The 24,874-nt window shown below is 49.4% G+C and carries 23 protein-coding genes and 1 pseudogene; 11 read left to right on the top strand and 13 right to left on the bottom strand.

Translation table 11 applies throughout. The features are described 5' to 3' along the window. Nucleotides 1-342 precede the first annotated feature (342 nt). Entirely contained in the window at nucleotides 343-1,485 is a 1,143-nt protein-coding gene (locus EKK48_11235; protein ID RTL42554.1) for a hypothetical protein, read from the top strand. A gap of 1,644 nt (nucleotides 1,486-3,129) precedes the next feature. Here the strand turns inward: EKK48_11235 and EKK48_11230 are convergent. From EKK48_11230 to EKK48_11220, 3 genes and pseudogenes are all read right to left on the bottom strand, one after another. Further along, nucleotides 3,130-3,201 (bottom strand): annotated as a pseudogene (locus tag EKK48_11230) (PE-PGRS family protein). Nucleotides 3,202-3,723: 522 nt separating this feature from the next. Then, complete coding sequence (locus EKK48_11225; GenBank protein ID RTL42553.1) at nucleotides 3,724-4,113, bottom strand: 50S ribosomal protein L7/L12; 390 nt, start codon at nucleotides 4,111-4,113, stop codon at nucleotides 3,724-3,726. Nucleotides 4,114-4,187: 74 nt separating this feature from the next. Then, a complete protein-coding gene (locus EKK48_11220) occupies nucleotides 4,188-4,715 on the bottom strand; it encodes a 50S ribosomal protein L10 (protein ID RTL42552.1) in 528 nt (175 codons plus the stop codon). A gap of 485 nt (nucleotides 4,716-5,200) precedes the next feature. On the opposite strand from EKK48_11220, the gene EKK48_11215 reads away from it, so the two are divergent. After that, the gene (locus EKK48_11215; protein ID RTL42551.1) at nucleotides 5,201-5,509 is read left to right on the top strand and encodes a (2Fe-2S) ferredoxin domain-containing protein; all 309 of its coding nucleotides are present in this window, start codon (nucleotides 5,201-5,203) and stop codon (nucleotides 5,507-5,509) included. A 294-nt stretch (nucleotides 5,510-5,803) separates the two neighbouring features. Here EKK48_11215 and EKK48_11210 read toward each other — a convergent pair whose 3' ends face one another. Next, nucleotides 5,804-6,787, bottom strand: coding sequence for a HEAT repeat domain-containing protein (locus EKK48_11210; protein ID RTL42550.1), 984 nt, complete (start codon nucleotides 6,785-6,787; stop codon nucleotides 5,804-5,806). 68 nt (nucleotides 6,788-6,855) lie between these two features. On the opposite strand from EKK48_11210, the gene EKK48_11205 reads away from it, so the two are divergent. Then, the gene (locus EKK48_11205; protein RTL42549.1) at nucleotides 6,856-9,333 is read left to right on the top strand and encodes a heavy metal translocating P-type ATPase; all 2,478 of its coding nucleotides are present in this window, start codon (nucleotides 6,856-6,858) and stop codon (nucleotides 9,331-9,333) included. 93 nt (nucleotides 9,334-9,426) lie between these two features. Here the strand turns inward: EKK48_11205 and EKK48_11200 are convergent, their stop codons facing one another. Both EKK48_11200 and EKK48_11195 read right to left on the bottom strand, forming a co-directional pair. Further along, a complete protein-coding gene (locus tag EKK48_11200; GenBank protein ID RTL42548.1) occupies nucleotides 9,427-10,815 on the bottom strand; it encodes a DUF3370 domain-containing protein in 1,389 nt (462 codons plus the stop codon). Nucleotides 10,816-10,923: 108 nt separating this feature from the next. Further along, a complete protein-coding gene (locus EKK48_11195; GenBank protein ID RTL42547.1) occupies nucleotides 10,924-11,334 on the bottom strand; it encodes a four-helix bundle copper-binding protein in 411 nt (136 codons plus the stop codon). A gap of 109 nt (nucleotides 11,335-11,443) precedes the next feature. On the opposite strand from EKK48_11195, the gene EKK48_11190 reads away from it, so the two are divergent. Next, on the top strand, nucleotides 11,444-11,881 hold the full coding sequence (locus EKK48_11190) for a hypothetical protein (GenBank protein RTL42546.1): 438 nt from the start codon (nucleotides 11,444-11,446) through the stop codon (nucleotides 11,879-11,881). A gap of 108 nt (nucleotides 11,882-11,989) precedes the next feature. On the opposite strand, the gene EKK48_11185 is transcribed toward EKK48_11190, so the two are convergent. Together EKK48_11185 and EKK48_11180 are read right to left on the bottom strand one after the other, a co-directional pair. Continuing rightward, the gene (locus EKK48_11185) at nucleotides 11,990-12,340 is read right to left on the bottom strand and encodes a tetratricopeptide repeat protein (protein RTL42545.1); all 351 of its coding nucleotides are present in this window, start codon (nucleotides 12,338-12,340) and stop codon (nucleotides 11,990-11,992) included. A gap of 236 nt (nucleotides 12,341-12,576) precedes the next feature. Next, on the bottom strand, nucleotides 12,577-13,014 hold the full coding sequence (locus tag EKK48_11180; GenBank protein ID RTL42544.1) for an OsmC family peroxiredoxin: 438 nt from the start codon (nucleotides 13,012-13,014) through the stop codon (nucleotides 12,577-12,579). A gap of 307 nt (nucleotides 13,015-13,321) precedes the next feature. Between EKK48_11180 and EKK48_11175 the strand changes: the two genes are divergently transcribed. The 3 genes from EKK48_11175 (at nucleotide 13,322) to EKK48_11165 (ending at nucleotide 15,719) form a co-directional block, all read left to right on the top strand. Further along, entirely contained in the window at nucleotides 13,322-13,720 is a 399-nt protein-coding gene (locus EKK48_11175) for a DoxX family membrane protein (protein RTL42543.1), read from the top strand. An 87-nt stretch (nucleotides 13,721-13,807) separates the two neighbouring features. Further along, nucleotides 13,808-15,124, top strand: coding sequence for a hypothetical protein (locus tag EKK48_11170; protein RTL42542.1), 1,317 nt, complete (start codon nucleotides 13,808-13,810; stop codon nucleotides 15,122-15,124). Nucleotides 15,125-15,314: 190 nt separating this feature from the next. After that, a complete protein-coding gene (locus tag EKK48_11165; GenBank protein RTL42541.1) occupies nucleotides 15,315-15,719 on the top strand; it encodes a hypothetical protein in 405 nt (134 codons plus the stop codon). A gap of 16 nt (nucleotides 15,720-15,735) precedes the next feature. Here EKK48_11165 and EKK48_11160 read toward each other — a convergent pair whose 3' ends face one another. Genes EKK48_11160 through EKK48_11150 form a run of 3 tightly spaced genes read right to left on the bottom strand, consistent with a single transcriptional unit; the run spans nucleotide 15,736 to nucleotide 18,007 of the window. After that, complete coding sequence (locus EKK48_11160; GenBank protein RTL42540.1) at nucleotides 15,736-16,170, bottom strand: tetratricopeptide repeat protein; 435 nt, start codon at nucleotides 16,168-16,170, stop codon at nucleotides 15,736-15,738. Next, nucleotides 16,140-17,036, bottom strand: a complete 897-nt coding sequence (locus EKK48_11155) for a LysR family transcriptional regulator (protein RTL42539.1) — start codon at nucleotides 17,034-17,036, stop codon at nucleotides 16,140-16,142. Before EKK48_11155 ends, EKK48_11160 begins: the two co-directional genes overlap by 31 nt. A gap of 8 nt (nucleotides 17,037-17,044) precedes the next feature. Next, on the bottom strand, nucleotides 17,045-18,007 hold the full coding sequence (locus tag EKK48_11150) for a hypothetical protein (protein RTL42538.1): 963 nt from the start codon (nucleotides 18,005-18,007) through the stop codon (nucleotides 17,045-17,047). Nucleotides 18,008-18,329: 322 nt separating this feature from the next. Between EKK48_11150 and EKK48_11145 the strand changes: the two genes are divergently transcribed. Together EKK48_11145 and EKK48_11140 are read left to right on the top strand one after the other, a co-directional pair. After that, nucleotides 18,330-18,734, top strand: coding sequence for a hypothetical protein (locus EKK48_11145; protein ID RTL42537.1), 405 nt, complete (start codon nucleotides 18,330-18,332; stop codon nucleotides 18,732-18,734). A gap of 911 nt (nucleotides 18,735-19,645) precedes the next feature. Further along, complete coding sequence (locus tag EKK48_11140; protein ID RTL42536.1) at nucleotides 19,646-20,062, top strand: hypothetical protein; 417 nt, start codon at nucleotides 19,646-19,648, stop codon at nucleotides 20,060-20,062. A 58-nt stretch (nucleotides 20,063-20,120) separates the two neighbouring features. On the opposite strand, the gene EKK48_11135 is transcribed toward EKK48_11140, so the two are convergent. Further along, entirely contained in the window at nucleotides 20,121-20,843 is a 723-nt protein-coding gene (locus EKK48_11135; GenBank protein RTL42535.1) for a tetratricopeptide repeat protein, read from the bottom strand. Nucleotides 20,844-20,970: 127 nt separating this feature from the next. Here EKK48_11135 and EKK48_11130 point away from each other — a divergent pair, with 127 nt between their 5' ends. After that, nucleotides 20,971-22,095, top strand: a complete 1,125-nt coding sequence (locus EKK48_11130) for a DUF1963 domain-containing protein (protein ID RTL42534.1) — start codon at nucleotides 20,971-20,973, stop codon at nucleotides 22,093-22,095. A gap of 50 nt (nucleotides 22,096-22,145) precedes the next feature. On the opposite strand, the gene EKK48_11125 is transcribed toward EKK48_11130, so the two are convergent. Then, on the bottom strand, nucleotides 22,146-23,288 hold the full coding sequence (locus EKK48_11125) for a serine protease (GenBank protein RTL42533.1): 1,143 nt from the start codon (nucleotides 23,286-23,288) through the stop codon (nucleotides 22,146-22,148). A gap of 351 nt (nucleotides 23,289-23,639) precedes the next feature. Between EKK48_11125 and EKK48_11120 the strand changes: the two genes are divergently transcribed. After that, a partial coding sequence (locus EKK48_11120) for a glycoside hydrolase family 5 protein (GenBank protein RTL42532.1) occupies nucleotides 23,640-24,874 on the top strand: 1,235 nt, incomplete at its 3' end.

Here is a 24,874-nt window from a genome sequence, read left to right as displayed (position 1 = left end):
GCCTATTGACTCAACTGTAGAGCTCAGCCTGAACAATATCTGTGGTGGTTAAAGATCAGTATTACGAAATGACCATTGCGAAATCAACACTGAAAAATCAACACCGCGAAATCTGAATTGCAATTCAGCACTTTAAAATCTGAATTGCGAAATCTGAATTACAAAACCAAAAGTTGCTCAACCGCAAAGCAAATGATACCGCCCGTAGTGCTTTAATGATCCCCGGTACACTTTGTGAATTGCCGTTCGTATCCGTAACACAACAATGTTGACAACAAATACTCCACGTTCCATTTCGCAGCAATCCCCCCAAACCATGGACTGCAAAGCTAAAATAGAACAATGAGCGAGAACGTGCATTCTGCAGCAGGCTATGAGTATTATCCAGAGGCTTTCGACCCTGGAATCTACGAATTGGCAAGCAAAATCGTTAATGACAAACGATTTTATCGAACCTTTGTCTCCTACTTCCTGAAAACCTTGCTAGACCCCACCCAACTGGTTCATGCACGCAGCTCGATTGTCAACGAAGTGCAGTCACTGGCGCCTCAGGCATCCATTATCAAAACAGTATGGTGTTCGCTCAGCCTGGCAACGGAAAAATACTTCAATGAAAAAGCTCTGGACTACGCCTGGAGCGACGAAGAACGCGAAGAAGCCCAGAAGGACTGGTTCGGATTGATCGCACCTGGTTTTCTTCCCGGTGATTACAATCGCTCCCTGGACATCTCAGTTATCAAAGCCTGGAAGAACAGGCTGGTAAAGCTGCTGAACAGAGATATGGGACCTATGGCAGCATGCGACATGTGCACAAGTAAGTGCTTGTACAGCTATGACGTGAAGGCTGTGGATGACAACTGGGGTCAGCGATTTGATAAAGCTCGTCAACGCGAAAATGCGCCCGCAACAGCAGCCCATCTGGCTTTGAGCCTATGCGTTAATCTTACATTCAAACTCGACGTCGACCTTGCCTTCTGTATAGCTGCACGCACGGTTCAACATCAGGATACTTTCGAAGACGCGCAGCATGACTTCATGGAGAAAGTGCGAGTCGAAATCCAGAGATTCATCGAACGAGAGAACAAGGCCGCAGAAGCCAAAAATGAAAAGGGAGCCGACAAAGGCGCTAAACGAAGTCAATCGCGATCAGAAAACACTTCCAGACCAGAGACCCCACCTCGCCCAGGTACGATGCCACGGTCCGAGACTGCACCAAAACCAGACCCTAACATTGTGAAAGCTGAACGGGATCGGGAAGCGGAGGCTATTTCAAAAATCGGACCAAAACCGAAAACGATGATTCCAACTGACGGCTCATTGACTCGCGAACAAATTTTTGAAGTAATTGTGCGCATAGGACTGACCGGCGCAAAGTGGCGCACTCTCTGCGAAGAGACTATGCTGGCTAACAAACTGAATGCTGATGAGATAGAAGAGGAAATTCAAAAGCGTTTAAAAAGTGTCGATTGCGAACCAGAAAACTAAGGTCGCTCTCCGGCACTGCTGTCTGTCCCACTAGTGCTTAGCACCACCGTGGCACTACGGCTCGAGATCCTTCATTGTCTTCTCCTCAGAACTGGTGCCTCTGCCCGGTGTCGGAGCAGTCACAGGAGCTGTAGGCACCAAACTCGGTGCCGGGGCTGTAGCGGGCACCGTGTCTGATTTCTGCAAATCTTCCGGTGCAGCAGCTTTAGGCTTCAGTCGCGGCTTCTCAGTTGGAATCGGCTTGAGTGGCGTACTAATGGTCATTTTGATCGAGCCGTCATCATCTGATTTCGCACTCTGATCTTTCTTTCCTATCGGATAAGACTTGTACAGGGTGCCATCAAGATAAATTCTAAATTCGGCTGAACCATTTGCTCTCACTGACTCGCCAGCCAGAAAGTCGAATGGTTTTGCATCCTTGGCGCCTAACGGCGGCACGAATTCGTCTACAACCTTTTGATCTTTGAACCAGACAACACGAGAGGTCGGATTGTCGTACAACTCTACTTTCAAATTGAGCGAGTTAATCGTTTTCTCTGAAGGATTCCAGACCTCACCACTGATCTTGGGATAGTGTCCTTCAAACGAAGTTTCTACATTGCGCAAAGCGATTTCAGGAACTTTATTGTCGCCGCTCATCTCTTTGGCTTGCTGCAAGTAGCCATAGCCCGCATCCGTATTACCCTGGTCGAGAAGCTCCTTGCCTCGTTTAGACAAAAGTATAGAAAGCTTTTTCTCCAGCACAGGATTGCGTGCACTCATCTTTATGGCTTTGCGAAGCTGATCGATAGCCAGTTCGAGCTCTCCTGTTCGCACGTAAATATCTGATGCCATCTCGTAATTTCTAGAGTTTTGAGCGATGTTATTCAATTTGCTCAAATAGACGAGAGCTTTGGCATCATCATTATCGTTGGCTGCCGTGTTTGCGCACTTCTGGTAAATCGTCGCCAGGCGCGCATCAGCCTCACCGTACCTGGAGCCTTCTCGCAAATCGCGCACTTCTTCCCAGCATTTCAAAGCCTGATCAAGATTTCCGGCGCGCAGAGATTCATCGCCCCAGAGAGCATCAAGATCGGCGAGCTCCGCTTTCTTGCCTGCTATGCCTCCCTGCGCTAACGGACGCAGTAGCTCAACTGCTCTTTCGTACTTGCCACGCTGCCGGTAAAAATTCGCCAGATCCGATGCCAGTGCAGGTTCAGCGACGACGCCCATGCCGAGTTGCTGAGCCTGACTTATACAATCCCAGGCCTTCTCAACTTGATCGACACCCACATAAGCACGAGCCAGAGCCAGGTAAATCTTTCCATCTTTCTTACGCAAAGAGAGCGCTTTATTCAAAGTGGTGACTGCGAATGCATACTGTCCGTTTGCCAACTCCTTCTGTCCTTGTTCATACAAGCGCTCGTCATCGGGCTGTTTGGTGACGAAGAAAAATGTTGCTCCCGCAGAGATGAGCAAAACAGTCACCGCCAGTAGTATCCCCATCGATGTGGGCACACCACTTTTGAAATTACCTTTTACATGTTTAGAGCGCCGCACAGGATCTGGCGGACGCTCGGACATATCAAATTCGTTTTCTGAAGTATAACGGCGCGATCTGCTCGCGGTAGATCCGCTTTCGTAATGCTCATCACCGGCGTAACTGCCATCACCAGCGTCACCAGCATAACCGCCATCACCGCCGTAACCGCGATCACTGGCGTAACCGCCATCACCAGCATACCGATCACTACCGGTATAGCGATCGTCAGCGGCGTACCGCTCATCACTTGAACTTTGCTCGGCACCTGCATACTGCTCGGCACCAGAGACCTGCTCGTTATGGTTGTAACCATGTTTGCTAACGTAACTGTCATCACGAGCAACTTGTTGGTCGGAAACGCCCCCGCGTCCCGTCCGATTTTCAGGCGCCCGTTCGTGATCTTGAAATTCTAATTCGGCCTCCAGCTCGGCTCGACTCTTCTTCTTTTCAGGGCGCCTGCCTCGGCCGCCTTTAGCGGGTGCAGGCTCACTATCAAAAGTGGCGGGTCGCGCAGTAGTAACTACCGACGGTCCCGCCACTTCTTGATTGTTTGGTTGTGCCTGGTTTTTCAAATTGGCACCGCATGAGACACATTTCTCATACTGTGGCGGGTGATAAAGTCCGCATCCAGGGCATTTCATACTTTGCGTTCCTTAGTCAGGCGCTTCTCGCGATCATGATCAGAGAATACCTTATTCGGTCGGCAAATGTACAAACTACTTGATTTCTACCTTTGCGCCAGCAGCTTCGATCTTTTCTTTCATCTGCTGAGCGTCTTCCTTTTTGACCTTTTCCTTCAATGGCTTAGGAGCAGAGTCAACCAGGTCTTTGGCTTCTTTCAAACCAAGTCCGGTTACTTCGCGAACAACCTTCAGAACTTCGATCTTCTTGTCGCCAACTGACGTCAAGATTACGTCGAATTCGGTCTTCTCTTCAGCAGCAGCTCCGGCGCCGCCACCAGCTCCAGGAGCAGCAGCGAAAGCGACAGGTGCAGCGGCAGTGACGCCGAACTTTTCTTCCATTTTCTTTTTCAAGTCTGCAGCTTGAAGAAGTGTCAAATTGCCGATCTGTTCGAGCAATTCATCGACATTAACAGCAGTAGCCATGATTAAACTCCTTTGTTCAATTCAAATCACGTGTCAAATGCAGCGAGCTGCAACTAAAATCCTGGAACCTGCGTTCAGGATGCTGACTCATTCTTCTTCGCCACTTCCTCAGCAAGGAGAGCGATATCGCGAATGAGCGATTCAAGTAATCCAGCGACGCCTCTTGCGCCAGAATCCAAACCGCCCATAATGCTGGACAGCAAGACTTCTTTGGACGGAAGTTCAGCCAGGCCTTTAACTTCTTCAGCAGAAATTGCTTTGCCTTCGAGAACTCCGCCGCGCAAGGTGCCCTTCTTCAAGCTTTTGAAGAAATCGACTGTAGTTTTTGCGGGCTGGGCAGGGTCATCGTAACCAACGATAATGGCTGACGGTCCCTTGGCCAGAGATTTGATTGCTTCGAAATCTTTTGAATTTGTGGCAATCTTGACCAAAGTGTTCTTAGCAACTCGGCATTTGGCATTGTCTTTGTCCAATTTGCGACGAAGTTGTGTCAGTTCGGCAACCGTAAGTCCAGTCACGTCAGCTACAACGGCGACCTTGCCGTTATCAAAAAATTGATGCAATTCGGAAACGATTTCCTGCTTGCGTGCTTTGGTGGCCATGAACGTCTCCTGTACTCGTGAGTACTTTGAGTTCCCCAAAGAAAAATCCCAGGGGAAACGATTTTCCGCCGGGATCACAAATAAGGGAGTATGCTCCCTTCGACTATTGCTGTCTTTCGACTGATGCTGTCGTTTGTGACCTCGAGCCGGCGACCCTTGTGGATCATTAGGTCTGACTGTTGCAAGCCAGGCACCGTGCTGTCTGCGGTCTACGCATAAGCGCAATGGGTCATTCTGCCAGTAATGCGTATATGCGTCAACCCTTCGTTCCGGTTCTATAAGCAGCTGTAAGACTTTCTTAAGAGTTGACCCGGTCACTTGCGAGCTTTCGTCAACACATTGAGCTAAAGCTCTATAGAAGCAACCGATAGAGTGGTCAATAGTTGCCCAGGTTGATCATAAGATGAATAATTGAATGTTCAACATCAAAGATCGGCAAGCGCAAAGAGTTGTTGGTTGAGTTTAACCACGAAGGAAACCTGATTATGGAAGTATTCGAGAAGCATGTTTTCGTCTGCACGAGCGGAAAGGTATGTCCGAACGAAGGTGCCAACGAAGTTTGCGACGCTTTGCGCAAGGAAATCGCCGATCGCGGACTGAAGAAAAAGATTCGCATCAACAAGGCCGGCTGTTTCGATCAATGTGGAAACGGTCCACTCATCGTTGTTTATCCCGAGTCGACCTGGTACGCAAAAGTGCAACCTACCGACTGCAAAGAGATAGTCGAACAGCATCTTGTGGGTGGAAAGCCTGTTGAAAGGCTGCTTTACGATGGCAGAGGGCGTGTCGTCTAAATCGAAACGACCACTGAGCCGTACACCACCAACGGTGCCGCGAGACCTGGCGAAAATATTCAAAAAGAAAGGGCGCCGGTGGATGGGGCGCCCTCACGACATGTGGTCTATTAAAGAGGCTGCAACCACTCCCACCGGCTAATTGATTAATACCCGTACGCTTGTCAACATAACGGCTCCAAACATTATTTATCGGACTAATCCCTGAAGGTCCGAAACTACTGCCTGCAGCGCAAGCTTAATTCGTTCACGAGCAGCGCAATCGCTGAGTACGGAAATCAATACGTCACTTAACTACTGGCTGAGTGGTCCCTTATCCCACTGGGCAATAATGTCAAGCAACTGCTGAGCTGGAACTTTGACCGTAGGCAAAACGCTATCGCTAGCAAGCTGCTTGAGCCTTGCCTCGTCTAGCTGCTTGATGTCACGCACGAAAAGCACGTTCTTCTTCGCAAGCCACAGCAGTACGTAGAGCGCCTTGGAACGATCTTGATGAGAGGGTCTGTTCAACTCTCTAGATGCAGCCTGAACCAGGCGTATGTATGGATAATCTTCAGGAAGCATCGACAGTCTCGGAAAGACGTACTTGATTGCGGCAACTCTAACCTTCGGGTCGCTATCGTCAAAAGCATCGGTAAGACGATTAGCCGTATACGGCACTTCGCCTGACCAACCGAGCAGTTCGATTGCCTTCCTCCGCCTGGTCGCGTCAGGATCGCTTTCCACTACCGCAAGAAGCTCCTCGCGCATGTCAGGAGCAAATCGTTCAATCTCAGCGACACACTGATTGGACGGTTCATCAGAGTAATACTTGCAGCCGTCACGATACGACTCAGACCACGTTCGCCCCTCTTGCGTAAGCTTTTCGAGCCTTTTGGTCAGCTCATCTAGGACGATGAACGGTTTTTCGCTGCGGACCAGAACGTGTCGGGGATTTTTAAGTTTCCGAGTCGGCACAGTCTCATTTGAACTATCTAGAATGTCCACACTTATGAAGACAGAGCCAGGCTCGCCGGCAACAACCTCCAGATTGTTCGGAATGTGCCGCGCTTCCAGGGATTTGTCCAACCGATCCAGAGCTTTCTGGACCTGAATTAAGCTGGCTCCGGGTTTGAGAGCAAGAATCTTCTCCAGTTCCATCGTTGTGAGCTGAGATGAACCGAAATATTCCAGTCCTTTATAACTCTCACCAGCATCCGCTGCAGCTAAAGCCGCGAAAGGAGCCCCAAACAGCATTACCGATGCTAGAAAAATTTGCTTGAGAGTGGGTTCCGGCATAAAACTCCATGTACTATTTAGTGGGCATGCTCGCACCGACTCCGAGCAACACTAATCAAACGTAGTATATGAAAGACCACCTTTCCCCGTCCACAAAAGGCGAATCGATCGCCATGCTCGACCCTGTCTGCGGCATGGACGTGATACCGGTTGATGGCACGCCCAGTTACGATCTGGATGGCACTCGATACTATTTCTGCCACCCGGGTTGCAAGGAAAAATTCAAGAACGACCCCGGCAAATATCTTGCGCCGCAACCAGATGTGGTGGCAGTGGCAAAACCTGGAACAGAATGGACCTGTCCAATGCATCCGGAGGTTCTGTCAACTAAGCCTGGACCTTGCCCGAAATGTGGCATGGCACTGGAAGCGAAAGATATCAGCTCATTGGATCCAAACGCCGTTGATCCAGAATTAGTCGACATGCAACGTCGCTTTGTTGTCAGCGCAATTTTCACCGTTGTCTTATTCGCGCTCAGTATGCCGGACATGATTCCTGCTGTACATTCTCCCTTTGATGAAAAGACAAGTGCATGGATCCAAATGGTGCTTTCCATCCCTGTTTTATTTTATGGCGGTGCACCATTCTTTCAGCGCGCCTGGGATTCAATACTCAATCGCAGCCCGAATATGTTCACATTGATCGGCATGGGCATTGGCATCTCATTTGTGTACAGCAGCGTTGTGACCATATTTCCCGACGTCTTGAACAGCGCGCTGGCGCACGGTCAATTAATGGCGCACGGTAATCCAATGGCGCACGGTGAATCGATGGTCTATTTCGAATCAGGCGCAACAATCACCACACTGGTGCTTTTGGGTCAGGTTCTGGAATTGCGCGCACGCGAACAAACCGGGAACGCCATTCGCAAGTTATTGTCGCTGGCACCAAAAACAGCACGAGTCGTTCAACCTGACGGCAGTGAAGTCGATGTAACAATTGATTCAATTCGCGTCGGAGACTCGGTACGAGTTCGACCTGGCGAAAAAATTCCTGTCGATGGAATCGTCTCGGAAGGCGCAACGACGGTTGACGAATCGATGCTCTCCGGCGAACCGTTGCCGCTCGACAAGACTGCTGGTGATACAGTCACAACCGGCACCATTAACCTCACCGGAAGCTGCATCATAATAGCCCGGGAAATCGGCGCCAACACAGTTTTAGCACGCATAATCCAGGCTGTTAACCAAGGTCAACGCAGTCGTTTGCCCATGCAAAAAGACGTCGACAAAGTTGCAGAATATTTTGTGCCTACCGTTATCCTGATCGCGATAGCAACATTTGCATATTGGTCATTGGTTGCTCAATCATTGACGAATGCAGTGATGAACTCCATCGCGGTCTTAATCGTCGCATGCCCCTGTGCGCTTGGGCTGGCTGCGCCCATGGCTGTAATTGCTGCTGTCGGGCGAGGAGCATCTAGCGGATTGCTGATTCGCAACGCTGAGGTTTTACAGCGCTTAGCCAAAGTGGACACGCTCATCGTAGACAAAACCGGAACGGTGACAGAAGGAAAACCAACGTTACTGGAAACGATCGCAATCGAAGGAACTGAGAGTGAGGCGCTGCGCATAGCCGCCTCTCTAGAGCAAGGCAGCGAACATCCGCTTGCGCACGCCATCTTGAATGCATCGCAAAAACAGGGGCAGCAGCTTTCACAGTCGACAGATTTTCAAGCTCTCACCGGGTTTGGTGTCACTGGAAAAATAGATGGTGTCAATTATTTTCTAGGCAAAAGTGGCGCTGACAGCAGCAGCAGCAGCAGCAGCAGCAACAGCAACAGCAGCGACAACAACGACTACGATAGCCACAGACACAACGACAGCGGCGAACCGTCCGCGAACGACGCAGCTGGAACCGAGCTAATTTCAAATGATGCCGCAAAAAAACGCATCGCCGCCGCATCGGCTCAGGGTGCAACATTGATGTATCTGAAAGCAGATAACAAGCTAATCGCAGTGCTGGCGGCTGGCGACAAAATTAAAGCCTCAGCAAAAAAATCAACGAACGAACTAAAAGCACGCGGTCTCAAAACAATCATGTTGAGCGGCGATCAAAAACAGGCAGTAGATTTTATAGCTGCACAAGCTGGCATCGACGAGGCCAAATCGGGCCTTAAACCCATCGACAAAGCAAACTACATAAAATCGCTACAAGCGAACAAACACATAGTGGCGATGGCTGGAGACGGAATCAATGATGCACCTGCCTTGAGTGCAGCAGACGTCGGCATCGCTATGGATGCTGGTTCCGATATCGCGCTGGAAGCAGCCGGCATTGTGCTAGTCAACGGCGATTTGCGAGGACTGCTCCGCGCAGTCACGCTCAGCCACTTATTGCTTACCAACATCAGACAAAATCTCTTCCTGGCATTCGTTTACAACGCTCTGGCAATCCCACTGGCAGCGGGAGTGCTCTACCCCTCACTGGGAATCCTGCTTAACCCAATGATCGCCAGCGCCGCAATGAGCCTGAGTTCGGTATCTGTAATCGCCAATTCGCTGCGGCTCCAGACCAGCAAACTCGGTGGCACTGACGCTGATTAGCTCGTAGAGAATCCACACTTCATGCGGTGAAACACCCAATCGTGCAAATGCCAATTGCCCGGACGTTCCAAACGATGCGAAATCCGAAAAAGTCTATTGCACCAGGGGAAAAGCCTTAATAGTTAGAACCTGCGGTGGTGTCGCATCGGGCGGGTAAAACAAATCAAGAGTGACCTTCCTGCGCTCTCCCCCCTTCAAAAGAAGCTGCACAAGCGGCCCGGTTCGTTCACCGCGATTTTCTACGAGATGAATGAACTTATCACAGGCCTGGTCGCTGTCGTCTTTGTAACGGGCCCGCACCGTACCGCGAAAAAATACGCGGGTAGGAGGCGTTTCGTAAAACAGCAACTCATTCTTGCGTTCATCTGACTTCAAAGGCGTTTGCAAGTGTATAGTCACAACCGTCTCTATCTCGTTTGTATTATGCAGAGGAATTTGCAGAACATAGTGCACCCCATAATTTCCATGTGACTGATGAGCGGTATCGGCGTACCGCTTCACCATGGCAGCGCTCTGAATTTGTCCCGTGCCGAAAGTGCCCTGTTCAATCGAGCTGATTGGATACGAAATCTTCGTGCCAGGCTTTACTGACAAGTACTTTTCATCTGGTCCATCAGTTATGAGACCATCCCACACGGTGCCGTTCGATATGCCTGCTACGCGCCCGTAGACGATACTATTTTTGGTGCCTGGTTGAGTTGGTGGCTTTTCTCTCGGGCGCACCAGGTCATCGTTGTGCAAAGCCTTCTCCCAATCAGCCAGCTCAGGCACGACATCAACCTCGCCATCATTCTTGCCGTATAGCGCAAGTGATGCCAGGTAAATAGACTGACTGGAGTTCGCTGAAATTAAGCCCGAAAGCCCATTGAGGGGAGGGGTCAAGGCCTTGATCGGAATCGGCAACGCAGCGATAACCCGCGTTTGATGTGGAGGAATGATGATGCTTTCAGGCCAAATGGGATCATTTGTTTTTTCATGCAAAAAGTCGGACATCACCCTATCGCCTGGTCCTGCGTAAACATCACCCTGGCTATTGTCAGAGCTTGCAGGCAGCGTCTTGAATGGAGCATCAGGCTGACTCAAATATGCAGCGGCCCGATCTATTCTCAGAATCGCACTCACGTTATTCGGATTGTGCGCAATTATCCCGATGTATATCGTCCTGGTCGACTTTGTCAGCAAACCGTTGGAGATGTGATGAAAGAAGATATTGAAGTTGCCTTTGAGTGCCTGGTGCAAATGCGCCGCCGGAAATTTCATTTCCCGAGCCGGAAAAGTCGACAGCAAGATACCCTCGCTTTGAACGACTTCGGGACTGTTACTGTTAAACATCGGCACGGTGTTCAGCTTGCCTGGCAGTCCTCGAAATTCCATTGCTTCGCTGTGGATACGAGGTGCGGCTGGTTTCATGTCTTCAGCAAGCGCGGTGGTGCTTGTGTTCAAAAACAATATCGATGCACTTAATAAGGTAGAAATCTTCATGCAGAGATCGTAGCAAAGTGGAGCGCGGATTGCCGCGCCCCACTCAACCGTTTTCGTTCCTGCGAAATTGCCGATGCAGCTAGCGCTGATCAACACTGCATTGAAATGTCAGCTCGCCATTTTCTTGCAGGATTCTTCGCACTTGCGGCACTCTTTAGCGCAGTCTTGCATCGCTTTGTCTTTCGACTTTTCGCAGAGCTTAGCGCATTTTGCACAGATATCTGCACATACTTTGCATACGCTAGGATGGAACTCTGAACCACGCTTCAGCATGCCTTCGCTGGTTTTGCAGATTGCGGCGCAATCAGTGAGCGCCTTGACCAATTCAGCATTTGCAGATTTGCCCTTAGCTTGCTCTACGGCCAGAGCCTTGTCACAAGCAGTGGAGCAGTCGCCACAGTTCTTTATGCAAGCTTCCATCCCTGCCATGCCAGCGAAGGCTGGTACAACGTTGACGAAAGAAACGAAGGACAGCAGCATAACTGCAAACATCAAAAGCTTTGTAGTGATAGTCTTCATAATTAAATACTCCTTGAATTACTGCGAACAAAGACAGCTCGCTGTTCGCAAACCAAATAATTGATTCCTGAATTCAAGTGCTTTTTAAATCAGAAGTGCACGATAAAAAATGTATATCTTGGGCGCCGGCGGCTTGCTGACATCACTATCACGAGCCACGACCGACTGGGCCAGATACCTTGTCGGCAGAGGCGTTTGCGGTAATGTTGCCACCGCATTGAATGGTGTTGTGGACGGTGCTATGAGACCTGGTGTCGCGGCTCGATCCAGTGGAGCAGCTTTGCAACAACATCCATTCGAAATCACAGATTTCTCGCATGATGGTGCAGATGGTGCACAACATTTATGGGCGGGCGCGACATTCATGTCGGCACGAACAGCACAACTGGCCGAGTTCGGGAATGCAGAAATCATCAACACGAGTAACGCGATTAGACGCGCTACGAAGTTGATGTTCTTGCTTATGTTCAATGCTCGAACTGGTCGCCGCATGAATATATCCCCGAATACTGCATTCATTTGCCTGGTTATTATTGTATACCGCTAAATGCACAATAAACTGATCAGATACGAAAAATTTCGAATCATAAATTTGAAACGATGCAAACAGGTGGAAGCAAACGCCTGATAATTTCGCAGCTGTCTATGAAAGCAACTATTGATAGCTCTGAATAAGGATGCGCGCATTCCTATTCATGACTTGACCTTCAGCATACTTCCCTTGCAACATCAAAACCGCAGATAAGCTTCTCATTGCCATCGCAGCAAGCATTTGATGTCCTTCTCCAAGAGCTTCGTAGATATCGATGGCTCGTCTAAATGACTCGGCACTATCTACAAATCTCTCTTCTCTGAAATAAAAATCTCCGAGGTCCATGAGCGACAGCGCGACGTCGGTGTGTTCGGGGCCAAGGTCTTTAGCAGCGACTTTTACATTGCGAGAAAGTTGCGCCTCCTCTTTCAAGGTGCTGTTCAAAACGTCTGAATCCGCGGGGACTCTATTCATCGAAAACTCCGGTAGCTATCCACACAGCATAGCCATCGGCTCAGCTGCACGCCATACCTCACCTGAGGGGTACCCCGTGTTTTTTAATGCGCCTCTGCCAGCGGACGGAGCTTCTGTGCGCAATCACAGTAAAAAAGGGGGCAAAATGCCCCCCTCTCATAAGAAACTGCTAGAACCTGACGCCTTCCGGGATATTCTCTTATCCCAACAGTCAGCGACGGTCAGCGACCAGCCGCTTACACAGCAGCCTTGGTTTCCAGACGTGCGTTCATCGTAATCTTGGCGTTGAACAAACGTGAAATCGGGCAACCTGACTTAGCATTTTCAGCCGCAGTCATGAAAGCCTTCTCGTCGGCTCCTGGAATTCTGCATACAACATCGAGATGTATTTCAGTTACAGCAAAACCCTTTTCGTCTTTTTCCAAGGTTACAGTCGAGGTGGTGTTGATGCTTTCGGCTGTCAATTTAGCCTCACCGAGCTGAGCTGAAAGAGCCATCGAGAAGCAACCAGCGTGAGCAGCTGCAATTAGCTCTTCCGGGTTGGTGCCTTTGCCTTCTTCAAAACGTGTACCAAAAGAGTATTGTGTGTTCGACAATACGCCGCTGTCGGTCGAAATCGTGCCTTTCCCGTCTTTCAATCCACCTTGCCATACGGCTGATGCTTTACGTTTCATTGTTCTCTCCTTATGAAGTACCAAAGCGCGGCTACAAAGCCGCCAATTAGACCGTTTAGAACAGGTCGCTGCTGTTTCTTCAACGTCTGCACAGTGTAACAGTGGCGATGCTGCTGAATGGAAAAGATCAGACTTTGATCATTGTCTCGGAAATATTCCGCGCCAACTCAGCAGTAAATATGATACTATATATGGTGCCCACCAAGCTCACGGACGAACAGGATATGACACTGCGATCACACAAACATAGACGAAAGATCCAAATTGCGAAAACTAGTATCATCAAAGCTAGTATCATTGGAATGCAATGAAAGAAAACAAAACGACACGCGAGAAATATCTGCAAGCAGCGAAGAACATTGCCACTATCCTGTGCGCCCTCTTCTTTATTTTTGCCGGCTATTTGCACTTTCAAAACCCTTACGTCTACAAGGAAATAATTCCCGAAGGGCTGCCGTTCCCCGAGTTTCTGGTCTATTTTAGCGGCGCCTGCGAAATCGCCGGCGGTCTGGGACTGCTCGTGCCAAAGTTGCGCAAACTTGCTTCCTACGGGCTGATCGCTCTGCTTATCGCCGTCTTTCCAGCCAATATAAATATGGCGGTCAACAGCATCGACTTCGGCATGCCTCACGAAATTTTGTGGTGGCGGCTACCTTTTCAGTTAGTTTTTATCCTCTGGGTCTACTGGTGCGGTCGCGCGCGATAGTTGACTTATTATTATGGAAGTCAAAACGCTCAAGTCAAAGGTGTAATTTAGCTTGTAATGCTCAGATGCGATTTAAGGAATTACAGGATGAATGATGGCGCTGAAACATTGGCAAGAATCGAACTGGAAGCACAAGAAGGCGACGTCAATGCTCAACTAGACGCCGCTATCGCCTACATGTCCGATAACAACCCAGCCAGTGCGGCCAGAGCGATTTACTGGATCAGAAAGGTTTTTCTGACCAATTCAGACAGAACAACGCCTACCCTGATCGTACCAGCCAACAAAACCAGCCTGGAGGTGCGGGGAAAGACTATTGCACTGGCAAAGTCAGGTGAACCGCTTGTCGACATGCTGATCCGCACCTCTAAATGCCAGACCTGCGGCGATACGACAACCGACAAAACTCTGATCGGGCTGGAGGGCGTTAAGTTTTACCGCACTGTATGGGACTTCATAGCCTGGGCACTCCTGTCATCTTCGTCGGTGCAAGCAAGCGATCAGAAGTGCGACCTGTGTGGAGCACCATTAGAGATGCTTTTCGTCGACTACCACCACTTTGTAAAAGAATCAGGCGAAGACCTGATAGTGCGAAGTCTTACGTTCGGCTTCGATCCGAATAAGCGTTATGCATTGTTATGGTTTGATGGAAAAGATTACCGTGTCGTCTCGCAAGAAGACATTCGAGACGAAGATAAAGTCGACGCTGACTATTTTATCCGTTCAATCATCGGCTACACTGCCGCAAGCAATTTCGAAGATGCCGAAGCAGCTGCTAAGCTCGCCCTGCAACAATTTCACGGAGAGCCTAAACTGCTCTCGGTAGTGACAGGCTTACTGGCAGGCAACAAAGCGGATATCTGCGAAGCGATTATAAACGGACATCTGGATCATCGCCCTGGTGATCCTGCAGGTCTTTTGTGTAAAGCCGAACTCCTGCTGCATAAATATCGCGTCGGCTCACCCTCGGCAACAGAATTGGTAAAAGAGGCAGATCAGCTCGTCAACCGAGCCCTGTCAACCAGCGGTCGCAAAGACTGGCGAGAAGCAGAGTTGATGAGGTGCGACATCGCCCGACTCTCAGGTGACAAAGGTGCAGATAAAGTTGAAAGTCTGTACGAGGATGTCGTAAGCAAGTTTCCAAATTTTGCCGCAGCTCGATTTGGTGCCGGTCTATTTTACCTGGAGCACGACCCTGAGAAAGCGATAACTCAGTTCAGTGCCGGGGAGGAACTCAGCCCAAATGACCCCATGTTTGCCCTCGGGCAAGCTCAGGCTTATTTGAAATTGCAAAAGGTTGAAGGGGCTCAAGCCTCGATTGACCGCGCTAAAAAACTCAGCCCAGCACATCCGATGCTTGCACTTTTGCAAGAAGAATTAGCCAAATCCAGCGGCAGTTCCTGATTCACCGGTGGTGGCAACAAACACTTGAGGCTCCGCGTCACTATTGCCGGAGTCCTAATTTCGATCACCGGGCAGTAAATAGTTCGATCCGACAACCACATACGCCCGCGCAAGGCAACCTGGTAAGCCTTTCAGCCATTACTCATATTGCGTTGTTGTGATAGTGTAGAAACAAGGGGGGAGTTCGCACATGTCCATATTTACTAACACACAACACTTATATGACGTCATGCAGGAGCTATGGACCCGCATCAAAGCCGATAAAGGCATGTCTGATCGATTGCTGCAATCAAGGCTGATCGTCCGTTTTCACTACAAAGATCCAGACGGTTGGGTGACTGTTGATGGCAGTGATGGACGGGAAATCAAAGTCAGCATCGGCCAAAATGAACTTAAACCAGACGTAGAGATGTTCATGAAAGCAGATGTCGCACATCACTTTTGGCTTGGCAAAGAGAATCCAGCGCTTGCTTTGCTCACAGGTAAAATGCAATCTAAGGGCGAGGTTAACAAAGCCCTGGCACTTCTGCCGGTGCTGAAACCAGCATTCGAGATCTATCCTGGTGTGCTCGAAGACCTGCAAAAATCAGCCTAGCCAAACTGAATCGGTGCTATGCCGATTTGTTTTTGCTTAACTGTCTGGCGCGCTCCTTCAATTTGTCGGCTTCGACCTTTCGTCGCATGCCCGTGAGAACATTGGCATATTCAGTCAAGACGGGCACCAGAATTTCACTTTCACTGCCTTTTTCAGCCTCTGCAATCAAGAGTGCTTGTTTGCAGTAGCGTTCGGCTTCCTCAAATCGATTCGCTTTCCTGTAAAGCTGAATCAAACTGATCATGTCATCCAGCACCGCTGCACCACTATTGAGCTTAATTTTGACTTCCAGTTCCCCTATAGTTTTGGCCGACACTTTCCCCGGTCGCGACCTTGGACCATAGAGCAACTGCGTCTTCCTGGCCAGAATGATAATCATCACAGTGGATAGGAATAAGGTGATTCCTACAAGCGGCTGATTTATGTCGATTTCGATGGCTCTATACCACAATGAGTTTTCACGACTTCCAGAAACGCTTCCCCCGCAGGCGTAGTTTGCGCCCGACGATCCCACATAGCTACAGCCATCAGTTTCTCCGATGCCTTGCCAAACGGAATCGTAGCCAGGTCACGAGTGCCCGCTACTGCCATACGTGTCAAAACAGTGCCAACTTTGCCGATTCGCACCATTGTCAAAAGTGCGTGCAGATCGTCGACATCGGCAATGATTTTGGGATGCACGTCATACTCCACCAGAAATTCGTCCAGTTTTCTGCGAGTGTTAGTTTGCCGACTGGGCAACACCAGCGGAATGTGTTCGAGATCCCGAATCGAGATGTGCTCGTGCTTACTAAATGGATGATCTGCCGAAACTACCATCACTACATCTTCTTCGAAAAGAGGGGTGTAGGCGAGATCGTCAGATTCAAGAGGCAGGAAGGAAAAGGCAAGTTCGAAATTGCCGTCCAATATTCCTCGCTCCAGATCATGATGATTACCAGTGCTGACGATGACATGCACTTCCGGATAAGCTTTAGTGAACACACCCAGCCACACCGGCACCATCTCCAGACTGAATGCAAGCAAGGCACCTATACGCAGCGTACCTCGCATCAAACCTTGCAGGCTGGAAATCTCCTGCTGGGCCAACTCCAGTTCACGAATAACATTACGAGAACGATCGAGCAAAATTTGACCAGCTTCTGTCAATCGAACATTACGCCCGATGCGAGCAAACAGAGGTGAACCAAACTCTTCTTCAAGCTGCTGAATGTGCACGGAGAGAGTCGGCTGAGAAATATAAAGCGATTCAGCTGCGCGCGTAAAGTGCAAGAGTTCAGCGGCGCGAACGAAGTATCCTAAATGTCGAAGCTCCATTTAATCACCTAACTTGCTGCTGCCTTGAGTTTCAACGAATTAATAACGGAACGAAATTCGTATTCCATGCGCGTCTTTCTGGTCATATCGGTCAAGCCCTGCATGATGAAATAACTGCCGCGACCAAATGCGATAGTCTGCAAGATGAATAAAGGCTCTCCCTTCTTGCCTTTTGCACTGGCGAGAATTTCACGTGCAGGCATGCCTGACACTGTCGTATCCTTCTCCTCAAGCACTTTGATATCGGTCAAATTCTCGGTCTTCTCCAGTCTTGCGCGAGCAAAAGAATTTTTGTCGCCAATCTCCATATCGGAAAGTGCCTGTCCTACAACGAATACAGACTTGTCAACAGCATCGGCAGGCGCCGTCATTTTGCCTGAGGGCGTCAACAACAAAGTATTTTGCACGCGTCCTGCAATCTTCAAAGAAGTAGTACCAGATACGGTGAAGGGTAAGTCTTCCATCGGATCATTGACTTTTGCTGTAGCATCAAAGCGAGCCGACAAAACCACGTCCTTCAGTTTCTTAGACAAAACCTCCGATTGGGATACAGGATAAGTTGCTGTTACGATCACAGTCATCGACTGATCGCCAAATACGTTTATCCACTTATCAAAATCAACCCCATAGGCATTCTGTTTGACCTCGACGATGAATCCATTATATGGACCGCTCGTTACCGCCTCTTTAGAAATAAGCTTCATCCCCTTTGATTCCAATCCGGCTTGGTTGAACCCGGCGGTGGCTGCCTCAAATGGGATGGGCATCTCGGTGACCATAACGGAAGCTGAGAGCGCTTCGTTACCATAGCCAGAGAAATTCGCAGCAGGCTTGAAGCCCTCAGGCACTTCCATCTGCACGCGCGTGCCCCGCACGTTCGCGCTCTCCGCCAGCGCCGCTGGGGTAGAAAGGCAGGTCACACCGGTGAAACAAACGGTCCAGACTGTCCAAATAAGTACTATATATCTCAAGGGCAACTCCAACTGGGATCTCTGCAAACCGGAATTATGTCACTTTATCGCCTTTCCGGGCTTAGAAATAGTTTGTCCCCATTCATTAGGATTCCCAATGAGTTCTATAAGAACCATGTATTGGACGTTCCAGGTTCCGAGGTCTATCATAGAAGTATGGAAGCCGAGGGACGACCAAGGCAGTCGAAATGAAAAGCGGATTTATTCCACCAGTAGTTCGACAGACCTGTCTCTCCCATAACATTACAACTTAAACACCGCCATTGGTGCGCCTCCTGAGGGGGCGAACTGAGTAGCGCGTATTCAGGAGGACGTCAGGACCATGTTTAATAGGGATAAATTGTATGCTTCAAATCCAGCTACGGCTTCATCTCATTTAAACCTGCTGGCGTACAGCGTCTTTCCGTCAATTCGCAGCCGTGTGGCTGAGAACCCAGGCATCACCGTAACGCTGTTAGCGGCGTTCTTATGGGACCGCGAGCCGGAAGTAAGAGCAAGTGTAGCTAACAATCCTAAAGTAACGATGGAGATGCTGACCTGGCTCTCCAACGATGAATGTGTCGATGTGCGTTACTCACTAGCAGAAGACCCGGCACTGCCCACGGCACTGCTTCGCAAGCTCAGTAATGACAGCAATTGTTATGTCGCCGAAAGAGCGAGAAGAACACTAATTTCTCTCAAAAGAGAACTGTCGACCACGAGTACTTACGCACGGATAGCCGCCTAGAAACGCCTAGCAACGTGTTTGACCTGGTTTTCCGCACCTGGGAGTGCAGACAGGTATTCAAAAACTGTGCTGCTTATTGCAGCACGCACTCTCCCGGGAACTGCAACCGTCATACGGTTATTGCATGTTGTGTGTGTGTTAACGAAGTCCTAATGACTTCATTCAGTGGAACGTCTCACGAACCAGATTGGTTTTCGTAGACCGACACAAAAAAATATTCCGGTTCGCTGGTTGATGGCGATCTGCGCGATTGCGCAGTGCCGTTCCGCGCACCTACAGGTTAGAGTCGGCCGGGTCCAGGAGCCCGGTCGGCTCTCTTTTTATAGAAGTGGCCGTAAGCCAGGTCTTTGTAAGACATGTGCACGGACGTTACGAAAAAAACACCGCCGACGCGTATGGCGTCGCAGGCGGTGCCGCAAAACAAATCAATATAAAAGGAAATTGGTTTAGTGAAGGAATCCAAACATCCAGAGAAGAGCGATAACGCCTGTAGGAACGCCCATAAACCACAAAATCGCTGCCTTACCCATAGCTTGTTTCTCCCTCGTAATTGTGAATACTTTGTTGAACTATCGACAGGACGGAGGACGTTAACAGAAAGTTCCATATTTCGCTAACACAGTTGCTGAGCTGGTTTCAATGCATTCGCAAGCCCATCCATTAGGATTCGTAATCGAATCGATAGGCTGTGCATATTGGACGCTCGCTTGCTGCAGAGATAAGATGAAAAAGTTGGGGACGGGAGAGACATCGAGCAAGAGGTCGTACGTTGATCGGAAATCTCGACGACTCTTGGCAAAACAGACGATGCAACTCTCCTCCCAATCAAATTAACTGCAAATTTGGCTACAACCACCTTTGGTGCGTCTCGAAAGAGGCGTGCGAAGCCGCTCATCCTGGAGGAATACAGAATGGTTAACGAAAATCATCTCAGAGCAAGCAATCCACAAACAGTAACAGTGCAATTAAAAGTTCTGGCGGAGCATGTTGAACCAGAAATTCGCAGCAGAGTAGCGGAAAATCCTAGAAGCCCTCTCACACTTTTATCGGCGCTGACATGGGATAACGATCCGGCCGTGCGTGCCAGCGTTGCAAGCAATCCTAACGTCACTATGGATTTACTCAAATGGCTTGCTCACGATGAATCAGGTGATGTTCGTTACGCTCTAGCTGAAGACCCTAACTTGCCCATGTGCCTGCTTCGAGATCTCAGCGATGACAGCAACGTATTCGTTGCCGCACGAGCGATGGAAACAATAGACAAAGTCAGACGTGCTCGTGCCAAGATGAACCAGGCGAGCACTACGAAACATTCTGCAGTCCACTAGAATTCGGCCCAACGCTGAAACAATCAGAGCCGTCCAGGTCCAGGAGCCCGGGCGGCTCTCATTTGGCGGGTACCCATCCGCTTCCGTTGCACACTGGACAAGCGCCCATGCGTACGCCATCTTTGACCAGCTCACCGACATGGAGCTGAGAAATATACTGTTTACCGTCAGGTTTCGGATACACCATCCACATGTTCGAATCCGGATAACCCTCCACTTTCTCGTGGTGCCATCCTGATGTTCCATAATTCAGGCAATTAGTTCCTTTACAAGGAACCCAACCTTTCTTGTAAGCTTCCGAAACCGTATATGACACAGAATCATTTAGCAGCGTTTTTGGTGGTGGAATTTTGGCCGGCTGTGTGGAAGATGACGTTGAGGCAAATGGAGCTACGGAGTAGGGCGAAATAGCACCAGGAATGATGCCGCCACTAGAAGTAATGCTGGTTCCCTGCTTCATCTGTGCCAGCAGCGCAATCGCACCATTCTTGATACGTGGGTCTGTTGCGTATTTGGATACCCATTCCAATTCCGATACTGCTTGCTTCGTGTTATTCAAATTCTTATAGCACTGCCCGAGCATATAATGCACAGATGGGTCGCGCGGCATTCTCTCAGCAATTTTTTGAAAACCACTCAAAGCGCTTCTGTAATCGCCCTGTGAGTACAGATGAGTTGCCTGCTCCCACTCAGCATTACCAGCAAAAGCGGTGCTGCATGAGATGCAAACCAGAAGACAGCCAGCGAAAGACAGCGGAATAATGTATCTCATAGTCATCATTTCCTTTTAGTCTAAAATACCAACTTACCAGGTAAATTGATATTCAGTAAGGTTGCTCAAACTCGACAGGCACCTGATATTGCCGGAAGCTCATGTATAATTGGATGTCACTGATGAGGCTGAGCGAATGACGACGGACAAAGAGGCCGAAAGACTGTTTGCACTTGGCGAGGAAGCCTTGGAGTCTGGTGACTATGATGCTGCGCTCAAAAATCTTTCCATGTCGCTCAGCTACAAGAGAAAACCACTCGCCTATCTACTGAAAGCGAAAGTGCAAACTAAAAAGAACGACATTGAGATGGCGATTCGCGAAGCCGAACTTGGTGTAGCAGCATGCACCAGCTCAGATGACCAGATAAAGAGCGAATTGACAAAATTTCTCGAAACATGTCATTCACTGGCGGCGGACAAAGAGCAAGAAGTGAAACAATTCAGAAAGGAGATCGCAGAGCACAAAGAAGGCGCGATCAAGGGAACGATTGCAAAAGCCTTTGCGCAAGAGCACAAATGTCCTTCACTGCGACTGCGCCCGGTGTTTAAAAATGGCTCCAGCTCTCAAATAAAAGGCAATCCGCTTTTGCCAAAGCACTTTCGATGGCCCGCACGAGCAGACGGCACTGAACTAACATTCCTCGCCCAGATTGATCTGGAAGAAATAGCGAGATTCAAAGATATCGAAGATTTGCTGCCTCAAAAGGGAATCTTATCCTTCTTTTACGATACGGAAGATCAGCCGTGGGGTTCATCCTCCGCCGATAAGGACGGATGGAAAGTGTTCTACTTTCCAAAGAAAACGGAGCTTGAGCAGTATTTCGATCACAACGAGGAGGAGGGAACAAAATACTCGATAGATTGGATAGAGGAGCCTACTTATCCCGATCTTGCCTCAGACGAATTCTCTTCTCTTCCAGAACAAGCTCATAGTGAATATGAAAAATTCATCGAAAATTGTTACGAAGAGCCACCATTCCATCAGTTACTCGGGCATCCTCACTTAGTTCAAGCCGACTTTCGCGAATCAATCGAACTGGTCACCAGTGGTATCGATTACGAACAAATTCGCGGTATCGACGAAAAAGAGCAGAAACTGTTCAACGATTCGCGCCGCTGGAAACTATTGTTGCAATTAGATTCCGATGAAACCCTTGATTTCATGTGGGGCGACGGCGGAATGCTCTATTTCTGTATTGATGAACAGGCATTGCAGAAGCAAGATTTCAGCAACGTCTGGCTCGAACTGCAGTGTTATTGAAAGTCATTTGAATCAAATGCAGTTTAGCTCGAGCGGAACTGTGAACTCGATCAAAAGCCACGCGCTGCTGAATATGGCACAGACCAGCCGACATGGTCGCCTTTGTTCATTTGCACAATAGTGCCAAACAGGCGCCCATTTGCGTCAACCATAGCACCACCAGATGCACCTGGAGCAGTTTCCATGAAGGTTCGCATAGCATCCCCGGTCATTTCAGGACTGACGCCCAGCTGTATATTTTTCCAGTTGGAAAAATTACCAGGCATTGCTGTAAGAGTGTGTGCGCCATTTGGATAACCGAATCCAATCACCTGCTCAGACGGCTGCAAGAGTTCGCTTGCAGGACGATAATTAAATGGACGAATATTCTTAAGAATACTTGCCGGGGGATCTATAAGTTTAAGAACAGCAAGATCGTGTTCGGGATCAACAGATTGAACGATGGCACGCAGCGGCTGCTCAAAAGGTTTTCCGAAGACGTTGATCTCGTGTCCACCACTTATGACATGATGCGCGGTGACGATTTCTCCCTGCGGATTGAAGTATCCTGAACCAGTTTTTGCATAAGTAGCAGCGCCTTCAGTTCTCGTCACCTGCAGTCGAACAACATTGCTGGAGGCGGCTTCATAAAGCGATGGCAGATTGCCCTCAAAGTTGGTTACCAATCCGCCGGCGCGAAAGAGAGGATCAGAGACAACCATCTTCGGAATTTGCGGAAATGCATCGACTACTCCACCGGCACCAAGGCTGCTCAGGTCGGCCGTGATTATCTGTATGCCTGACGGTGAGATGATTTTCTCAGGGCCGCTGATCCAGACGGGAGAAAGTTCGCCTCCCACATTTCTTGCAACAATTTTTTCACCAAGACCCGAAGCGAGACTGGATTCAGTTCTTGCAAGCATTGAGTCACTGCCCGCAAAGACCGCCTTACTGTTTGCCAGTAACGATTCAGCGCCCGCCGCCTCTAGTCCGACTCTTCCGCCTGCCGAAGCATCCAGGACAACCCCAGCACGTCCCTTTAAGGCGGCTAAAGCACCTGCAGTGCCAACCACAGCAATGCTGGTTGCAACGACTGGATGGTCATGAACAAAAGTTGTGGCGCTACTCCAGATATGCGAAGCGGTATCACTCCACGAATGTGGAGATTCACCACCTGCGGAAGCTGGCAGGTCGCGAGACCGGTCTATTCCCACGGGTTAACCTGTTATTCAATTGAGGAGGATCCTAATAATATGAAAATCCTGGAATTTCGCAGTGGGGAAATTACGTAACTGAAAGACACCCTGGAAATTTCATCTGGTCATCCCATAATTTCTTATAGGTTTGGCGATAGTCAGACGCCGAATGCACGAACTGTACGACTGTTACAGACTTTGTCGACTTTAGTCAGAAACTGTTAGAGATCAAATTTTTGCGGGCGTAAGGAATACATAACTCCTGGAAAAGAAATTCCATGTCCGTTGAATTGCGTGTCCAATTCAATTGACTTGTTGCGCGGTTTGAATAACAAACCGGGCGCAACTTCTCAATCAGGAGTATAAGCAATGTCAATTCGAAAACGTTTTAATCGTAAGAAGGCGATGCCATCGATACGAGAAAATATGCGCCTGACGACTTTGTCGTGCGCAGGAATGCTGTTGGCAGCGACATTTGGACTCAGTTTACCAGCCTTCGCGGGCGGTGGCATGACACTGCAAGGCGTCAACATCTCCGGCGGAGAATTCAATCTTACGACAGTACCAGGCGTTTACAACACGAATTACGTCTATCCATCAAACTCAGAGATTGACTATTTCGCATCCAAAGGTCTGACTGTCATCCGCGTACCATTCTCCTGGGAGCGCATGCAACCGACTGCCAATGGACCTCTGACTACGGCAGAACTAGCGAGGCTTGACGCAGTAGTTGCGTATGCAACTTCTAAAGGGCTCTCGACAGTTATCGACCCACATAACTATGGAGCGTGGTTTGGCTCTACAGTTGGTGTAACGGGTGGTCAGCCAAATTCCATGTTTGCTGACTTCTGGGCGAAATTAGCTGCGCACTACGCGAGCAATCCAAAAGTAATATTTGGATTGATGAACGAGCCAGTGGGCAGCAGTATGACTTCTGCCACCTGGCGCGCTTCTTCGCAAGCAGCAATTGATGCGATTCGTGCGACTGGTGCTTCAAACTTGATTCTAGTTCCATCGACTTATTGGATGCACCCCGTTAATTTCCTCTCGTTAAATGCATCCGAGATGATCAAGATTACCGATCCAATGAATAACTGGTCATATGATGTGCACCAGTATCTAGACTACGATGGCTCTGGAACGCACACAGACTATCTGAGTCCGACTGACGCAGTAGCTACACTGAGCAGTTTCACAGATTGGTTGAAAACAAACGGCAAAACTGCATTCCTGAGCGAAATCGGTGTCACCTCAGATCCGGGAGCAAATGCCAGTCTGGCGGCGATGCTCCAGTATATGCACGCCAACTCGGATCAGTGGACAGGCTACACGTACTGGACCGCCGGAGCGTGGTACCCGGCAAGCTACATATTCTTGATTGAGCCACAACCCGGCCAGGGTGATACAGCTCAAATGCAGACTCTTGTAGCCAATCTCACTGGTGCGCCACCGCCGCCACCGCCGCCACCACCACCTCCTCCGCCACCACCACCACCACCACCGCCACCTCCACCACCTCCACCACCACCACCACCACCACCACCACCACCACCACCACCACCACCACCTCCACCTCCTCCACCGCCACCACCACCTCCTCCTCC

The organism is Candidatus Melainabacteria bacterium, from assembly GCA_003963305.1.
In the GTDB taxonomy this organism is placed as follows: domain Bacteria; phylum Cyanobacteriota; class Vampirovibrionia; order Obscuribacterales; family Obscuribacteraceae; genus PALSA-1081.
The sequence above is the reverse complement of the archived record's forward strand: the minus strand, read 5'-3'. Positions and strand labels throughout refer to the sequence as shown.

Coding starts and splice junctions, on each gene's coding strand:
- EKK48_11170 (RTL42542.1), top strand. CDS start 13,808: ATGAATGATGGCGCTGAAACATTGGCAAGAATCGAACTGGAAGCACAA.
- EKK48_11235 (RTL42554.1), top strand. CDS start 343: ATGAGCGAGAACGTGCATTCTGCAGCAGGCTATGAGTATTATCCAGAG.
- EKK48_11130 (RTL42534.1), top strand. CDS start 20,971: ATGACGACGGACAAAGAGGCCGAAAGACTGTTTGCACTTGGCGAGGAA.
- EKK48_11155 (RTL42539.1), bottom strand. CDS start 17,036: ATGGAGCTTCGACATTTAGGATACTTCGTTCGCGCCGCTGAACTCTTG.
- EKK48_11180 (RTL42544.1), bottom strand. CDS start 13,014: ATGAAACGTAAAGCATCAGCCGTATGGCAAGGTGGATTGAAAGACGGG.
- EKK48_11140 (RTL42536.1), top strand. CDS start 19,646: ATGGTTAACGAAAATCATCTCAGAGCAAGCAATCCACAAACAGTAACA.
- EKK48_11135 (RTL42535.1), bottom strand. CDS start 20,843: ATGATGACTATGAGATACATTATTCCGCTGTCTTTCGCTGGCTGTCTT.
- EKK48_11215 (RTL42551.1), top strand. CDS start 5,201: ATGGAAGTATTCGAGAAGCATGTTTTCGTCTGCACGAGCGGAAAGGTA.
- EKK48_11185 (RTL42545.1), bottom strand. CDS start 12,340: ATGAATAGAGTCCCCGCGGATTCAGACGTTTTGAACAGCACCTTGAAA.
- EKK48_11195 (RTL42547.1), bottom strand. CDS start 11,334: ATGAAGACTATCACTACAAAGCTTTTGATGTTTGCAGTTATGCTGCTG.
- EKK48_11145 (RTL42537.1), top strand. CDS start 18,330: ATGTTTAATAGGGATAAATTGTATGCTTCAAATCCAGCTACGGCTTCA.
- EKK48_11220 (RTL42552.1), bottom strand. CDS start 4,715: ATGGCCACCAAAGCACGCAAGCAGGAAATCGTTTCCGAATTGCATCAA.
- EKK48_11165 (RTL42541.1), top strand. CDS start 15,315: ATGTCCATATTTACTAACACACAACACTTATATGACGTCATGCAGGAG.
- EKK48_11205 (RTL42549.1), top strand. CDS start 6,856: ATGAAAGACCACCTTTCCCCGTCCACAAAAGGCGAATCGATCGCCATG.
- EKK48_11190 (RTL42546.1), top strand. CDS start 11,444: ATGTATATCTTGGGCGCCGGCGGCTTGCTGACATCACTATCACGAGCC.
- EKK48_11210 (RTL42550.1), bottom strand. CDS start 6,787: ATGCCGGAACCCACTCTCAAGCAAATTTTTCTAGCATCGGTAATGCTG.
- EKK48_11200 (RTL42548.1), bottom strand. CDS start 10,815: ATGAAGATTTCTACCTTATTAAGTGCATCGATATTGTTTTTGAACACA.
- EKK48_11175 (RTL42543.1), top strand. CDS start 13,322: ATGAAAGAAAACAAAACGACACGCGAGAAATATCTGCAAGCAGCGAAG.
- EKK48_11225 (RTL42553.1), bottom strand. CDS start 4,113: ATGGCTACTGCTGTTAATGTCGATGAATTGCTCGAACAGATCGGCAAT.